Origin of the sequence: Pseudoalteromonas sp. MQS005 (assembly GCF_001661605.1) — a bacterium.
GTDB classification, from domain to species: domain Bacteria; phylum Pseudomonadota; class Gammaproteobacteria; order Enterobacterales; family Alteromonadaceae; genus Pseudoalteromonas; species Pseudoalteromonas tetraodonis.
In genome coordinates, this window is sequence record NZ_LYRQ01000030.1 from 1 (window position 1) to 15673 (window position 15673).

The window sequence follows — 15673 nt, forward strand, 5'->3', positions numbered from 1 at the left end:
AGTAGGTTACTCTATCCACATCCACGCTTTGATTTATTTCAGGCACAAAAAAAACCGACTTAATGTCGGCTTATGTATGAAAGTGCTGGGCGCAGGACGTATCTTGTAAGAGTGAACCTCCGACTGCTTGGTTCGCAGTAGGTTACTTTATCCACATCCTTGCTTTGATTGATTTCAGGCGAGAAATACCCGACTTACTGCCGGCTTATTTTTGAAAGTGGTGGGCGCAGGAGGATTCGAACCTCCGACCGCCTGGTTCGTAGCCAGGTACTCTATCCAGCTGAGCTATGCGCCCACTTTCATATTTACTTATTTAAACTCTAAGTGAGAGTTGAAAGTGGTGGGCGCAGGAGGATTCGAACCTCCGACCGCCTGGTTCGTAGCCAGGTACTCTATCCAGCTGAGCTATGCGCCCACTTTCATTTTGCTTGTTTTAACTCTAAGCAGAGCGTTCTCTAAAAGAGAGTAAAGTATGGTGGGCGCAGGAGGATTCGAACCTCCGACCGCCTGGTTCGTAGCCAGGTACTCTATCCAGCTGAGCTATGCGCCCATACTTTATTTTACAAGATGCGCCATTTAAAAAATGGTGGAGAGGGAGGGATTCGAACCCTCGATAGAGCTACAAACTCTATACTCCCTTAGCAGGGGAGCTCCTTCGGCCACTCGGACACCTCTCCGTCTTGTGGGGCGTATAATAAAGATTTCAGAAAATATGTCAAACACTTTTCTGACAAAAGTGACTATATGGCTATAGATTGCACACATGCCTGGTTTTAAAGTGTAATTAGTTTGAAAAATAATCAGGTTAGGTGTTTGGGGTGCTTGAATTTACACCCATCACTGGCACTAGTTCGTCCGTAAGTTCAGCAAGGTATTGCTCTTGATAGCCTAACTTCTGAAACTCGGCAATACACGCGCGATAATACGCTTCTCGCTGTTGCTCTGTAGTGTTCTCATCAGGTAAAGATTCTACTCGTTTAGCTTTCATATTATTTCTCTAAGTCCTTTAGAAATTTTTATTTTTTACGACTAAGAATGACCGTGTATAAATTTCGGCCACATTTTAGCTAAAAAATTCACATAAATACAACATAATGTTTAAAAAACAATCATACCAAAAAGTTATAGCACTGCTGTAATGTTGCTAAGCAGTCAAGCAACTTTATGATAATGAAGCTGAATTAAAGATTAATTTACTTGTATACTTACACTTAATTATCGGTGTAGTACTTATTAATTAAAAGCCCTAATGTGAAGTTTAGGCAATGTCTCACAAACAATAGTGCAAAAAAACGCCGCTAGTTAGCGGCGTTGATAATTTTTTAGTTTATTCCTTCAAGCTTAGTCTGCTTGTGGGCGCATATGCGGGAATAAAATAACATCTTTGATAGTTGATGAGTCAGTAAACAACATGACTAAACGGTCAATACCAATCCCTTCACCCGCTGTTGGTGGTAAACCATACTCTAGCGCGCGAATGTAGTCTTCGTCGTAGTGCATTGCTTCATCATCACCTGCGTCTTTTTCTTCAACTTGGCGAGAAAAACGCTCAGCTTGATCTTGTGCATCATTAAGCTCAGAGAAACCATTTGCAAGCTCACGGCCACCAACAAAGAATTCAAAGCGGTCAGTTACAAATGGGTTTTCGTCGTTACGACGTGCAAGTGGAGACACTTCCCACGGATACCCTGTGATAAATGTAGGTTGGATAAGCATATGCTCAGCCGTCTCTTCAAATATTTCACATAAGAACTTACCTGGGCCCCATACGCAGTTTTCAGGAATTTTAACGTGTACTTGTTTAGCGTACGCTTTTAATTCTTCAAAGTGGTTTTCTGGGTCGTTGAATACCGCAGCATCAAACTCAGGGTTGTATTTTAAGATTGCGTCGCTCATGCTTAAACGTGTGAACGGTTGACCAAAGTCATACTCTACTGAATCAATCACTTCACCGTTTTCATCTTTAGTGGTGTTAACCACAATTGGGCTGCCCAGTACGTTAGTTGCAACTGTACGTAACATGTCTTCGGTGATGTTCATTAAATCAATGTAGTCAGCGTATGCTTGGTAGAACTCAATCATGGTGAATTCTGGGTTGTGACGCGTTGATAACCCTTCGTTACGGAAGTTACGGTTAATTTCGAATACACGGTCAAAACCACCTACTACTAAACGCTTTAAGTAAAGCTCAGGCGCAATACGTAAGTACATGTCGATATCAAGCGCATTATGATGAGTCACAAACGGACGCGCAGATGCACCACCAGGAATAACCTGTAGCATTGGCGTTTCTACTTCCATAAAATCGCGGTCTGCTAAAAAGCGACGAATACCTTCAACCACTTGTGAGCGAATACGGAATGTTTCACGCGTTGCTTCGTTAGTAATTAAATCAACATAACGCTGACGGTATTTCGTTTCTTGATCCGATAGGCCATGGAATTTTTCAGGAAGTGGACGAAGTGACTTAGTCAGTAGTTCGTACTCAGCCATATCTACGTATAAATCGCCTTTACCCGATTTATTAAGCGGCCCTTTAACACCAATAATATCGCCAATATCAAGCTGGCCATATTTTGCTTTTAAATCTTTTTGTACGTCTTTTGATGCATAAACTTGTACACGGCCTTTCATATCTTGAATAGACATAAACGGACCACGCTTAGCAAGAATACGACCTGCAATCGATACTACGTGCTGTAATTCGATTAATTCTTCTTTACTCTTATCACCAAACTCAGCCTGCAAATCTGCCGTGTAATGCTCACGACGGAATTGGTTTGGATGACCGTTGGCTGGGCAATTTGCGCGAATAGCGTCTAATTTGCCGCGACGCTCAGCGATTAACTTATTTTCGTCTTGGATTTGATCAGTCATTTTTTAGCTCTTTTTTAGCTTGGTGGTTATAAACCAGATTTTAAGCTGGCTTCAATAAATTTGTCTAAGTCGCCATCGAGTACCGCTTGAGTATTACGGTTTTCAACGCCGGTACGTAAATCTTTAATACGCGAGTCATCAAGTACGTAAGAACGAATTTGACTTCCCCAGCCAATATCAGACTTGTTGTCTTCTTGGCTTTGCTTTTCTGCATTTTGCTGTTGTAGCTCAAGCTCAAATAATTTCGCTTTTAACTGCTTCATTGCTTGGGCTTTATTTTTATGCTGCGAGCGCTCGTTTTGACACTGCACCACAGTATTAGTTGGCACGTGAGTAATACGTACCGCTGATTCAGTGGTATTTACGTGCTGACCACCCGCGCCTGATGCACGGTAAACGTCTATACGTAAGTCAGACGGATTAATATCAATCTCAATGTTGTCATCAACTTCTGGGTAAACAAACGCAGAAGCAAACGAGGTATGACGGCGGCCACTTGAGTCAAATGGGCTTTTACGAACTAGGCGGTGTACACCTGTTTCGGTGCGTAACCAACCATAAGCGTATTCGCCAGAAAAACGCACCGTTGCGCCTTTAATACCGGCAACATCACCATCGGTCGCTTCAACTAGCTCTACTTTAAAGCCTTTTGCTTCACCCCAGCGTAAGTACATACGAAGTAAAATATTACACCAATCTTGCGCTTCAGTACCGCCAGAACCTGACTGTAAATCAAGGTAGGCATCGTTTGAATCGTGAGAACCTGAAAACATACGGCGAAACTCTAAGCCTTCGAGTTGCTGATTTAAATCAGCCAGTTCGCTTTGCGCTTCATCAAAGGTGTCTTGATCTTCGGCTTCAACAGCCAGTTCAAGTAACCCTTCAACGTCGTCAGTACCTGCCACTAAGGTGTCAATGGTTTCAACAACAGCCTCTAGTGCTGACTTTTCACGACCAAGGGCTTGTGCGCGCTCAGGTTCATTCCATACGGCTGAATCTTCAAGTTCGGCGTTAACTTCTTCTAAACGTTCTTGTTTAAGAGCGTAGTCAAAGGTACCCCCGAAGCAGTTCAGTACGTTCGCGAATTTCCTTGATTTGATTAATCACAGGATTCACTTCAAACATGTACATTACTCCAAAATGGCTAGGTTATTGCGCACTAAAAAAAGAGACTGAGCGCAATCAAAAATCATCAAATAATAAAAACGCCCGATTTTAACAAAAAACCGCGCGTTTTATTAGCCTTTTATGCATGGTTTGAAGATATTTTTTAGCCTACTTTTTCAAGCTCTCTTACAATCAGTTGTAAGCTAAATTTACCTCTAAATTCATTTATATCGAGCTGGTACGCTACTTTAACAAACTGCGCCTCGGTATCTGGCCACGCTTTTACATCAATGCCAAAAGCTATGGCGTCAACTAAACGTGCAGATTGGTGTTTAAGGACTAACTTTAGGTGCTTTTCACCCACAATGCGCTGCTGTATCACTTCAAAGGTGTTTTCAAATATCGGCTCAGGAAATTGCTGCCCCCACGGGCCTGATTGCTTTAATAATTGCGCAAAATCCATGCTAAAGCAGTCGTTAGGTAGTTCACCATCAGTAAATACAATACAGCGTTTACTTTCTTCACTGAGTTGCTCGCTAACCGCACTATCAAACGCGCGTTTAAACTCAGTAAATTGCTGCTCGTTAATACTTAACCCTGCCGCCATTGCGTGGCCGCCAAATTTATTAATTAAACCGGGTTGCGCGGTGTTTAATCCCTCAAGTAAGTCGCGCATATGCAAGCCTTCAATTGAGCGACATGAGCCTTTTATTTCACCATTTTCGCCACCCGCAAATATCACCGTTGGGCGGTGGTACTTTTCTTTTAAGCGCCCGGCTAAAATACCAATTACCCCTTGGTGCCAATCGTCTTGGTACAAACAAATGGCATCGGGCACACTGTCTTCTTTAAAGGCGAGCCTATCGAGCACCGCTTGCGCTTCTACTTGCATGCCTTGCTCTATTTCACGTCTGGCAAAGTTTAAGCTATCAAGCTCACCGGCTATGCGCCTTGCTTGATTTATGTCGTTGCTAAGTAAACACGCTATGCCTAGACTCATGTCGTCTAAGCGCCCTGCTGCATTTAAGCGTGGTGCAAGCGAAAAACCAAAGTCACTGGCGCTCAAGCGCGCGGCATTGCGATTAGCCACTTCAATCAGTGCGGTAATACCTGGGCGAGTTTTACCGCTGCGAATACGAGCCAAGCCTTGATGTACTAACGTACGGTTATTTGCATCCAGTGCCACCACATCGGCTACCGTACCTAACGCTACGATATCCAGCAAATCAGCAATATTTGGCATGGGATGCTGCTCAAAATAACCTTGTTCACGCAATGCGCTTCTCAGGGCAATGAGTAAATAAAATGCCACCCCAACACCGGCTATCGACTTAGAGGGAAAATCACAATCGTGGCGGTTAGGGTTAACAATAGCATCGGCGTTAGGCAGTTGTTCACCCTGCAAGTGGTGATCTGTTACCAGCACTTTAATGCCTGCGGCTTTAACAATATCAATGCCTGCGATACACGAAATCCCGTTATCGACGGTGATCACTAAATCGGGCTGCATCGTCACTATTTGCTCAGCCAATGCTGGGCTTAAACCGTACCCTAAACTAAAGCGGTCTGGTACTAAGTAATCTAAGTGGATAAAGCCAAACATGGCCAGCCCTTGCATTAAGGTGGCGGTGCTGGTTGCGCCATCGGCGTCAAAGTCGCCCACAATAAGTATTTTGCTTTGTGCGTGTAGGGCTTCAATTAACAGTTGGCTGGCTTTGTCTATATCTTTAAAAAGTTTGAAGTCGTGGAGTGTAGCTGCGCTATTGTTTAGCTCATCGGCATGGGACACATTTCGCGTGGCATAAATTTGCTTAATAACAGGGTGAAGATGGCTCGGCAGATGAGAGTCGTCAACGGGTTCTCGCGCAATGATCATTTTTTTCATGCTAGTTTTTAACTTATGATGTTCATGATATAAGACAAAAAAAGGCCATTAAGGCCTTTTTAAACACATACTCGCGGTATTGCTTAGCCCGCTTTGTTAGCCTCAAGCGCTGCGCTTAATGCCGCAGCAGGCTGATAACCTGGGATCATCGTGCCATCTTCTAAAATAATAGCCGGTGTACCGCTAATACCAAAACTCTGGCCTAACTGATAATGCTCAGCAACAGGTGCGCTACAGCCTTTAACAATTTGGGTATCTGCACCTGATTTAGCTTCAGTTAATGCTTCTTGCTGATCTTTCGCACACCATACATTCATTAAATCAGCGTAACCAGATCCTTGCAGACCGCCACGCGGAAACGCTAAATACTTAACGGTAATACCCGCGTCAAGTAAGTCATCTAGTTCACGGTGTAATTTACGACAGTAACCACAGCTAATATCGGTAAATACAGTAATGCTGTGCTTCTCTTCAGGTGCTTTGTAAACAATCATTGAGTCTTCGTATTCTTTTAACCCTGATTGGCGAACACCATTAAGTGCTTGCTCGGTTAAGTTACTACGGTTGTTTAAATCGATTAGCGTACCTTGCATTAAAAATTGACCGTCAGGACTTGCATACAGCACACCTTTATTGGTGATCAATTCTTTTAAGCCTGCAACTGGGCTTGGATTAATTTGTTTAACGGTCACCCCTAGCGCGGCAAATTTCGTCACGATAGGATCTGTAGCATCCGGAGTGACTGCAACGCTATTAGCAAAAGCGCTCAAACTAGTGCACAACATGGCACCTGCTAACATTAATTTTTTCATAACGGGTTCTCTATCCTAAAAATACTTATCTTATCGTGTCTATATAACCGGCTTAGTGACAAAAAAATTCGCTTAAGCACGAGGGTGATGCTCAGCATGCACCGATTTTAATCGCTCATTCGCTACATGCGTATAAATTTGGGTAGTTGATAGGTCGCTGTGGCCAAGCATCATCTGCACCACACGCAAGTCAGCCCCATGATTTAATAAATGCGTTGCAAATGCATGTCGCAAGGTATGGGGTGATAACGGCGACTCAACGGATGCCAAAATAGCATAGTGTTTAATCCGATGCCAAAAAGTTTGTCGTGTCATGCCTACCCCTCGTTTAGAAGGAAATACAAAATCGGTGGCGTGTTTTATCATTTGTGCGCGCCCGAGCTTTAAAAACTGCTCGAGCCAATACATAGCTTCTTCACCTAAAGGCACTAGCCGCTCTTTGTTTCCCTTACCTTTTACAAACACCACAGCTTGGCGCAAATTTATTTGCTCCATTCTAAGCCCCACCAGCTCAGTTACCCGCAGGCCTGTTGCATACAGTAACTCCAGCATGGCTTTATCGCGCAGCCCCATTGGCTCTTCAATGTTGGGCGCACTTAATAGCGCTTCTACTTCGGCCTCAGATAGCGTTTTTGGTAACGACTGCCCTGCCTTTGGCTGAGCAATATTGACCATAGGTGAGTCGCTAATTATTTTTTCGCGTACAAAGTACTGATAAAAACGTTTTAATGCACTAATACTTCGCGCAGTGCTGCGTGGTTTTAGCCCTAAATCAACGCGGTGTGCTAGGTAACTTTCAACATCTAAGCTGGTTACCGTCATTAAGCTTTCGCCTTTTAAAAATTGGCAAAACTTATCTAAGTCACTGCGATAAGCGCTCAGTGTGTTTTCACTTACGCCTTGCTCTAAATAGAGGCTATCTAAAAAGGTTTCTAAAAAGTCGCTATTGCTGCTTAGCTCAGTATTTTGTTCAGGTAAATCGTCAGATAGCGTTGTCACGTTGTGATCTCATGTTGGTAATACCACGGGAGAAGGTATCAATTAAAAATACCTTACGGTAAACTTGAGCCTATCATAACAGGCAATTACACAGTGATAAATACGATGCAAATTGGTTTATTTTTTGGTTCTACTACCTGCTATACCGAAATGGCGGCAGAAAAAATACGCGATATTATTGGCGCCGACATTGTCAGCTTACATAATATTAAAGACGAGCCGCTTAAAAACGCTGAGCAATATGACTTTATCATTTTTGGTATTTCTACGTGGGACTTTGGCGAAATTCAAGAAGATTGGGAATCAAAGTGGGACGACATAAAAGACGTTGACCTAAATGGTAAAACCATTGCGTTATTTGGTATGGGCGATCAGCAAGGGTATGGTCAGTGGTTTCAAGACGCATTAGGCATGCTTCACGACGAAATAAATGCCCAAGCCATTACTCAATTAGGCTTTTGGCCGAACGACAGTAATTACGAATTTGAAGCATCAAAAGCACTTACCGAAGACGGTAAACAGTTTGTAGGTTTAGCATTAGATGAAGACAGTCAGTACGAGCTAAGCGACGAGCGTATTGCCACGTGGGTAGAACAAGTGATGACAGAGTACGCTGAAACCCTATAACTCACTATTGCAAAGAGCGCTGCCATGCAGCGCTTTTTAATTCTTAACTATTCTACTTTTAACCAGTATTGGTTACGGTAAAAAAAGCCCACATAACCGCGCACTTCTAGTTTTTCGCCATTTTGCTGCGGTGTTAAACGCACGCTGTAGGTTTTACCGTTATTTGGGTCGAGAATTTCACCGTCTTCCCAACTACCGTCACCCGCATAGGTCACATCTTCAATAATGGTCATCCCCAACATAGGCTGATTCTTTTTATCACCATCACACTCGGTGCAAAGTGCATCTTGCTTGGCTTTATTGAGTATTTTTTCAATTTTACCAGTCAGCACGCCATCTTGCTCAGTAATGCGCACGTACGACTTAGCCTCGTTGGTCTCTTCGTTAATAGTTTTCCAAAGCCCAACCGGTGTGGGGTTAGCAAAAACCTCAGAGGTGTTAAATAAGCTGCCCGCTAAAAGGGCTAGTAATAGTATTTTTTTTGTTTTTTTAGTTAATAAATTCATCAGATTACTTTAAACATGAGTCAATAATGGTGCCATACTAACAATCCTTTATAAAACACTCTACGTAAAAATGCTTTAGGCATACAGCGTGGTATTACATATTTAAATAAAACGTCTTGCACAGTGCAATGTAGTCTTGACTGTAAGCATTACTTAACTCCCTTATGCATAGGGTGCTTTTACTTACTTCGCCATCATCAAAACTAAAAGTCATCAAACTGCGGCTAAAGGGCTTATTTGGCATAGCTTGTACTTGGCAAAGGCGATTTAAATACAGCCCTTGCTGCTGTGCTAATGTTATAAATAACTGCGCCTCAGTGGTGGGTAAAATAAGATTAAAACGCGAATGTTGATGACTTAGTTGCCTAAACGCACCAAGCAGTTCTGCAAAGCTTAAACCATCGGTATGGCGAGCGGTATTTCGCGCTGCATTATCACCTTTTAAACTTTGATTAAAATAAGGCGGATTAGCTATAACACAATCAAATAAACCTGCAGCCTCAAACTGCTGAATAGGCTGATGGTAAATACTAATATCCGGCCAAGGACTTTGCTGGCAATTTTGTAAAGCCTGCTGGTAGGCGGTTTCATCAACTTCAACCGCACTCACCTTTAAATGTGGCGCTCGTTGCTTACACATTAGAGCCAGTAACCCTGTGCCTGTTCCTATATCAAGTAACGTATTTGCGTGGCTTAAATCAGCCCATGCGCCCAGTAAAATACCATCGGTAGAGACCTTCATGGCGCACTGGTCGTGCTCAACCTTAAATTGTTTAAATGCAAAACCAGACATTTTTTCACCTTTTCATTCACCAAGCAGGTTTAAGTGCGTATAATTAACGGCAATTGTCCCCTATTTTTGACACTCTATGCAATTTTCTGAATTTGATCTTGATGATAAGCTACTCAATGCTATTAATAAAATGGGCTATGAAACCCCCACTAGCATTCAACAACAAGCCATTCCTGAGGCGTTGCAAGGACGCGATATTTTAGCGTCGGCACCAACAGGTACGGGTAAAACGGCGGCATTTTTAATTCCGGCAATTCAATATTTAATGGATTTCCCACGTCGTGATCCGGGCTTTGCACGGGTATTAATTATGACCCCAACGCGCGAGCTTGCTTATCAACTTCATGAACAATGTGAGTTACTTGCAAAACAAACCCAGTTAAAAATTGGGGTGGTTACCGGCGGTATAAACTACGGTACACACAAAGAAATTTTTGAAAATAATAATGACATTTTAATCGCCACACCTGGGCGTTTAATGGAATATTTAGAAACCGAAAACTTCCATGCAGAAAACGTAGAAATGCTCATTCTTGATGAAGCCGACCGCATGCTCGACATGGGTTTTCGTAAAGAAATGCTGCGCATTTGTGATGAAGCTAAGAACCGCCGTCAGTGCTTTTTATTCTCAGCTACTCTTGAAGGTGACAGCGTAGAATTATTTGCAGAGCGTATTTTAAACGACCCCGCGCTACTTGAAGCCGAATCATCACGCAAAGAAAAAGCTAAAATTCATCAATGGGTTCATTTAGCCGACGACTACCGCCATAAACTAGAGCTATTAGTTAACACTTTAAATGGCCCTGATGTTAGTAAAGCGATTGTGTTTGTAAAAACCCGTGAGCGCCTCGAAACCCTAATTGGTGAGCTTACTAATAACGGCGTAAAAGCTGCGTGGCTACGTGGTGAAATGCCACAAGACAAACGCATGAAAGCCATGGAAAACTTCCACAGTGGCAAAACCCGCATTTTAGTCGCTACCGATGTAGCGGCCCGCGGTATTGATGTAGCTGATATAAGCCACGTAATTAATTTTGATATGCCACGTACTGCAGATGTATACGTACACCGTATTGGCCGTACGGGTCGTGCGGGTAAAAAAGGTATTGCAATTTCACTCATTGAAGCGCACGACATTGGCATACTTTACAAAGTAGAACGTTACATAGAGCAAAAGCTAAAACGCCGTGTATTTAAAGGATTAGAGCCAAAGCATAAAGAAGCCAAGCCACCGGTTAAAAAGCGTAAAGATCCAGTAAAAATGAAAGCGAAGAAAAAAGCCAAAGCTAAAAAGAAAAAATAGCTTTAGCTTTAACACATTTAATTGAGCCGACGTTTGTCGGCTTTTTTGTGGCTTAAAAACAGTGAGTAAGCTATTCATAGTAATATGTAAAAAATACTTAGCTGAATAACTAATTAATAAAATAGTAAGTTATTTCAAACAGTTAATCTTGGAATGAAACTTGTAACCCTATCGAATATACGAGTATTAAAACGCCGAGTAATGGCGTTGTTTTTTAGTAACACACTAAGGATATAGTTATGAGTCGCATTAAATTTACTATCGGTTTTATTTCGTTTTGTTGTTTATTTTTATTAGTCTCTGCTTTTAAAGTCAGTGCAGCAACGCATTTAGCCGTAGTTAGCAGTGTGGCTACACACCCTAATTTACAACAATCTATTACTCATGAATTGCGCACTAACCCAAATTTAAAGTTAGAAAAACTAAACGTACACGTTAATGACGGTGACGTTGAACTTAAAGGCGAAGCCAATAACGGTTTTGAACGCGCTCTTGCACAAAAGTTTTTAGAAAATATGGATGGGGTTAAAATCATTCATAACAAAATTAGTGTCATTTAATACAACTTTTTCTTAACTAATACACTTAACTTATCCCTCAGCGCTGCTTGTTTCTCCAACACAAGCGGCGCTTTTTTTATGGTTTGCACAATATAATTCACTGCAAAGCATATTCCCAAGCCAGTTTAAATACTTAATTAAATGCCTTTTAGTTTACGCACCAATCGCGACGCTCATTGCAGCTGCTTATACTTTTGAAACCTTTGTTTATAGACACTTATTATAAAGCGCTTACATCAAGCTTGGGCTCTAGTTCGGTTGATTAAATAATCTATTTTGAGATGAGAAACCTTATCGATATAGTTTTCTAATTGAGGCGTTTTTAAGGCAGTTAGCGCAAGGCTTTAATTACTTCAGATTATCAATTGGGTCTGTTGTTCTTTCAAGGTTGAATTTGCAGCAGTCTGTTTGGTATTTAGCCAAGGGTTCTGCCCAGGGACATTTACTCTTTGTTGGCTACATGGATGGTGGTAAGGAGCGTGAGCTGGACGCGGAAGCTTTGCTCGGTTTTTACTTATTATTACATGGATGTAAGCCAGTAGAATAACGCAGGAGCAGTTATCGAGCCCACTAGGCAACAAACCTCGCGTCGCGATTAAATAGCTCTTAGTTTGAACTAATTTTAATCCGCAAAGGTCAACAGACCCTTATATTATTTATTATAAAAAGCGCGTTTTACTTTGTAAAAACGCGCTGATAGTCAGTAACTATTTCCCAATGCTTTTACCTTCGGGGTTTTAAATTATTTACTCACCTTGGCTTGCATCAGTATTATTGTCACCCTCTTTATTTGCTGACTGCTGACTTATTTTATCGCTTATCATGGCATCGAGTTTTTCACCGCCTTTAATACCAAAATCAAGGGTACGAATAGGAAACGGAATACTTATATCAGCGGCATCAAGTGCTTGCTTTACGGCCACAACTCCTTTATGACGCACTGTCATAAAATCAGGCTCACCGGGGTATTTGATCCAAAACCACACCAACAAGTTTATACTGCTATCACCAAAGCCTTCGGCATAAACAGCGGTTTCATTTTTGCGGATCACAAAGTCAAATTGGTTAATTTTGTCGACGATGACCTCACTGGCTTTTTCTATGTCGTCAGCGTAAGAAATACCCACCGGCACTTCTATTCGTCTTACCCCTAAGGTGTTGTAATTACGCAGTACATTTCTAAATAGTATTTTATTAGGTACCAGTATCAATTGCCCGTAAAAGCTCTCTATTAGTGTGTTGCGCAAGTTTATTGAATGTACCGAACCAAACACATTATCGGTTTCTATGACATCACCCGCTTTAAACGGTTTACGAATTCCCATGGCAATACCCGCTATCAGGTTTTCGGTCATATCTTGAAAAGCAAAACCAATGGCAAGACCAACAATACCTGCACCAGCAAGCAGAGAAGTGACAGTACTTTTTAAGCCCATAAAATCAAGGGCAATAAATACCCCCACACTCAGTACAATAACTTTAAATATTGAGGCCATTAAATCGGCAATTTGCGTAGAGTCGAGCGAGCGACGTAAAACATTTTTCATTCCTTTGCCTGCCAAACGGGCAATAAATGAAAATAGAATGGCAATAATTACTGCAACGATAAAGTTTGGGATATGACTTATAACTACATCAAACCAACCGCCGAGCTTTTCTTCTATCAACTTTTCGGCTTCTGTAATTGAGGGAATTGAGAGCATTTATTTTATACCTTAGTTAGGGTTAGTAATCTAAGGTTTGCAAAAATAACGCCAGTATAAAAAAGCCATGCAATGCATGGCTTATTAAATACTTTAAACGATGTGTTAGTTTTGCTCTTCGCGTAAAAATACCGGTTCAAGTTCTTTGGTGGTTGCCTCTGGGCTAAAGTAATAGCCGGCCACAGTAAACTCTTTGAGTTGGCTTAATTGAGTCACTTGATTTTCAATGATGTAGCGTGCCATCATGCCGCGCGCTTTTTTAGCGTAAAAGCTAATCACTTTATATTGGCCGTTTTTACAGTCTTTAAAGTGTGGTGTAATAATGTGTGCGTTAAGCGTTTTTTTATCTACTGCTTTAAAGTATTCGTTAGAGGCTAGATTTACTAAGTATTGTGCATCTTGTGCCGCTAATACGTCGTTAAGTTTATTAGCAATAACACTGCCCCAAAACTCATATAAGTTTTTACCTCGGCTATTTTCAAGTTTTGTACCCATTTCTAAGCGATAAGCCTGCATTAAATCAAGCGGCTTTAATACTCCGTATAATCCCGAAAGTATACGTAAATGGTCTTGAGCGTAATCAAGCTGCTTAGTAGTGAGGGTATTAGCATCTAACCCCCCGTATACATCGCCGTTAAAGGCAAGCACGGCCTGTTTAGCATTATCGGTAGTGAATGGTTGTGCCCACTCACTAAAACGCGCTGCGTTGAGGCCTGCGAGTTTATCGCTAATTTTCATTAAACTGCCAATTTGCGCAGGAGTTAGTTCACGGCATACTTTCATGAGCGCTTCGCTGTGCTCAAGTAATTCAGGTTGAGTGAACTTATCTGTTGCGGGTGGCGTGTCGTAATCAAGATTCTTTGCTGGTGAAATAACAGTGATCATAGTTAGCTATTGACTTGTAAATTATTTAATGTCAATTTCAACATTAAATGAAACGAAAAGCACGTTTTGTTTAAAATTATCCTACCTAAAACTCAACCGTTACCGTTTTTTTATTGATAAGGACATAAGACCTATCAAGCATTGTCACACTGTTGCAGTATAGCTATATTAAGGTAGTTTAGATTTTCTTTTAACTTGCTTGGAATGAGGAAAAGCAAATGACTAGCGCTCTACAAAGGCTTAAACAACATTCTTCTATCGTGGCCGACACGGGCGATATAGAAGCCATAAAAAAACATCAACCTGAAGATACGACTACCAATCCATCGCTACTTTTAAAAGCGAGCGAGATTGAAGCTTACAAACCTTATCTAGATAAAGCATGGCAGTATGCAAAAGAAACAGAGCAGCAGCCTGCAAAACAGCTAGAGTTGGCTTGTGATTATTTTGCAGTATTACTTGGTAAAGAAATTAGTGAAATTGTACCGGGTTATATTTCTACCGAAGTTGATGCACGTTTATCATTTGATACCCAAGCAACAATTAATAAAGCACACACGCTATTGAGCCTTTACGAAAAAGAAGGCGTAAGCAAAGACAAAATTTTAATTAAAATAGCGTCAACGTGGGAAGGTATTAAAGCGGCTGAGCAATTAGAAAAAGAAGGCACTAAGTGTAACCTTACTTTATTATTCAGCGATGCCCAAGCGCGTGCCTGTGCTGATGCAAACGTATTTTTAATCTCTCCATTTGTTGGCCGTATTTTAGATTGGCACGTGGCAAACGGTATGGAAAAACCAACCGATCCGCTTCAAGATCCGGGTGTGCAATCTGTACGTAGCATTTTTGAGTTTTACAAACGTCACGACTACAAAACCGTAGTTATGGGCGCAAGCTTTCGTAATACCGGTGAAATTATTGCCCTTACAGGATGCGATAAGCTAACAATTAGCCCTAATCTTTTAGAAGATTTGGGTAATTTAGAAGGTGCTGAAGAATACTTGCTAGCAAGTGATATTACTAAAGAGCCAAAACCTGAGCCACTTAGCGAAACACAGTTCCGTTGGTTACATAACCAAGATGCCATGGCGACTGAAAAACTCGCTGAAGGTATTCGCTCATTTGCAGATGCACAGGAACAATTAGAAGCACGCTTTAAAGCGATGTAACTAACCGCTGTTTTAAGAGTTTAAAAACGTCGCTTATTGCGGCGTTTTTTATACCTGCAATTTTATTTTAAATACTCGCCTTGTCCCCATTTAAGTGCTGTTCTCATTGATCTTCATCAAAATACCACCCGTTAGTAACAGTTTCGTCACATTTATATTCTATTTTATTAATAGCTGTGGTATAGATACTGCCGAGGTTCAAAAAGTGGTCAATAGGAGATAATCAATGGATAGCCTAAACGAAATAATAGAGATATTAGAAGGTTCTGATACATCGAAAAAAACCTCTCAAAAAAATAAAAAAAGAAAATGGCGCGAAATAGAAGCAATAAAAGATAAGCAACGTTTGCGCAAAGAACTACAGGAGCTTGACTATTTTGCAGATAGTGTTGCTATTGATGAGTTAGAGTTTTAACCAACATAAGCAACTAAAAAGGCTTTCATTAA

Annotated in this window: 16 protein-coding genes and 4 tRNA genes; 6 read left to right on the forward strand and 14 right to left on the reverse strand. The window is 41.3% G+C overall.

Annotated elements, in window-relative coordinates; all coding sequences use genetic code 11:
* Positions 1 to 218: 218 nt before the first annotated feature.
* From A9479_RS11485 to xerD, 10 genes are all read right to left on the reverse strand, one after another.
* A tRNA-Arg gene (locus A9479_RS11485) sits at positions 219 to 295 on the reverse strand.
* Between the two features lie 43 nt (positions 296 to 338).
* Positions 339 to 415 (reverse strand) — tRNA-Arg (locus A9479_RS11490).
* 58 nt (positions 416 to 473) lie between these two features.
* Positions 474 to 550: transfer RNA gene (locus tag A9479_RS11495), tRNA-Arg, on the reverse strand.
* 34 nt (positions 551 to 584) lie between these two features.
* Positions 585 to 677 (reverse strand) — tRNA-Ser (locus A9479_RS11500).
* A 128-nt stretch (positions 678 to 805) separates the two neighbouring features.
* Complete coding sequence (locus A9479_RS11505; protein WP_013465804.1) at positions 806 to 988, reverse strand: hypothetical protein; 183 nt, start codon at positions 986 to 988, stop codon at positions 806 to 808.
* Positions 989 to 1341: 353 nt separating this feature from the next.
* On the reverse strand, positions 1342 to 2877 hold the full coding sequence (gene lysS, locus A9479_RS11510) for a lysine--tRNA ligase (RefSeq protein WP_008467803.1): 1536 nt from the start codon (positions 2875 to 2877) through the stop codon (positions 1342 to 1344).
* A 26-nt stretch (positions 2878 to 2903) separates the two neighbouring features.
* Positions 2904 to 4002 (reverse strand): peptide chain release factor 2 gene (gene prfB / locus A9479_RS11515; RefSeq protein ID WP_139232429.1). Its coding sequence is split into 2 segments (ribosomal slippage): positions 2904 to 3926 and positions 3928 to 4002, totalling 1098 coding nucleotides; the frame shifts between segments, so codons are not numbered across the junction.
* Positions 4003 to 4147: 145 nt separating this feature from the next.
* Positions 4148 to 5869: a single-stranded-DNA-specific exonuclease RecJ gene (gene recJ, locus A9479_RS11520; RefSeq protein ID WP_064663492.1), complete on the reverse strand. Its 1722-nt coding sequence runs from the start codon at positions 5867 to 5869 to the stop codon at positions 4148 to 4150.
* 83 nt (positions 5870 to 5952) lie between these two features.
* Positions 5953 to 6681, reverse strand: a complete 729-nt coding sequence (gene dsbC, locus A9479_RS11525) for a bifunctional protein-disulfide isomerase/oxidoreductase DsbC (protein ID WP_008467797.1) — start codon at positions 6679 to 6681, stop codon at positions 5953 to 5955.
* Between the two features lie 72 nt (positions 6682 to 6753).
* Positions 6754 to 7680, reverse strand: coding sequence for a site-specific tyrosine recombinase XerD (gene xerD, locus A9479_RS11530; protein WP_008467794.1), 927 nt, complete (start codon positions 7678 to 7680; stop codon positions 6754 to 6756).
* A 105-nt stretch (positions 7681 to 7785) separates the two neighbouring features.
* On the opposite strand from xerD, the gene fldB reads away from it, so the two are divergent.
* Positions 7786 to 8307: a flavodoxin FldB gene (gene fldB / locus A9479_RS11535; RefSeq protein WP_008467792.1), complete on the forward strand. Its 522-nt coding sequence runs from the start codon at positions 7786 to 7788 to the stop codon at positions 8305 to 8307.
* A 47-nt stretch (positions 8308 to 8354) separates the two neighbouring features.
* On the opposite strand, the gene A9479_RS11540 is transcribed toward fldB, so the two are convergent.
* Both A9479_RS11540 and A9479_RS11545 read right to left on the reverse strand, forming a co-directional pair.
* Positions 8355 to 8813: a DUF2147 domain-containing protein gene (locus A9479_RS11540; RefSeq protein ID WP_016900533.1), complete on the reverse strand. Its 459-nt coding sequence runs from the start codon at positions 8811 to 8813 to the stop codon at positions 8355 to 8357.
* A 94-nt stretch (positions 8814 to 8907) separates the two neighbouring features.
* Entirely contained in the window at positions 8908 to 9606 is a 699-nt protein-coding gene (locus tag A9479_RS11545) for a tRNA1(Val) (adenine(37)-N6)-methyltransferase (protein WP_064663493.1), read from the reverse strand.
* A 76-nt stretch (positions 9607 to 9682) separates the two neighbouring features.
* On the opposite strand from A9479_RS11545, the gene srmB reads away from it, so the two are divergent.
* The 3 genes from srmB to A9479_RS19955 all read left to right on the forward strand — a co-directional run bounded on the left by srmB (position 9683) and on the right by A9479_RS19955 (position 12016).
* Entirely contained in the window at positions 9683 to 10909 is a 1227-nt protein-coding gene (gene srmB, locus A9479_RS11550; protein WP_064663494.1) for an ATP-dependent RNA helicase SrmB, read from the forward strand.
* Between the two features lie 239 nt (positions 10910 to 11148).
* On the forward strand, positions 11149 to 11469 hold the full coding sequence (locus A9479_RS11555) for a BON domain-containing protein (RefSeq protein ID WP_064663495.1): 321 nt from the start codon (positions 11149 to 11151) through the stop codon (positions 11467 to 11469).
* 394 nt (positions 11470 to 11863) lie between these two features.
* Complete coding sequence (locus A9479_RS19955) at positions 11864 to 12016, forward strand: hypothetical protein (protein ID WP_197487253.1); 153 nt, start codon at positions 11864 to 11866, stop codon at positions 12014 to 12016.
* A 199-nt stretch (positions 12017 to 12215) separates the two neighbouring features.
* On the opposite strand, the gene A9479_RS11560 is transcribed toward A9479_RS19955, so the two are convergent.
* Positions 12216 to 13172, reverse strand: a complete 957-nt coding sequence (locus A9479_RS11560; RefSeq protein ID WP_064663496.1) for a mechanosensitive ion channel family protein — start codon at positions 13170 to 13172, stop codon at positions 12216 to 12218.
* A 105-nt stretch (positions 13173 to 13277) separates the two neighbouring features.
* Entirely contained in the window at positions 13278 to 14057 is a 780-nt protein-coding gene (yaaA, locus tag A9479_RS11565) for a peroxide stress protein YaaA (RefSeq protein ID WP_028835667.1), read from the reverse strand.
* A 218-nt stretch (positions 14058 to 14275) separates the two neighbouring features.
* Between yaaA and tal the strand changes: the two genes are divergently transcribed.
* Both tal and A9479_RS11575 read left to right on the forward strand, forming a co-directional pair.
* The gene (gene tal, locus A9479_RS11570; RefSeq protein ID WP_064663497.1) at positions 14276 to 15226 is read left to right on the forward strand and encodes a transaldolase; all 951 of its coding nucleotides are present in this window, start codon (positions 14276 to 14278) and stop codon (positions 15224 to 15226) included.
* Between the two features lie 226 nt (positions 15227 to 15452).
* Positions 15453 to 15641, forward strand: a complete 189-nt coding sequence (locus A9479_RS11575; RefSeq protein WP_008467780.1) for a DUF3545 family protein — start codon at positions 15453 to 15455, stop codon at positions 15639 to 15641.
* Positions 15642 to 15673 lie beyond the last annotated feature (32 nt).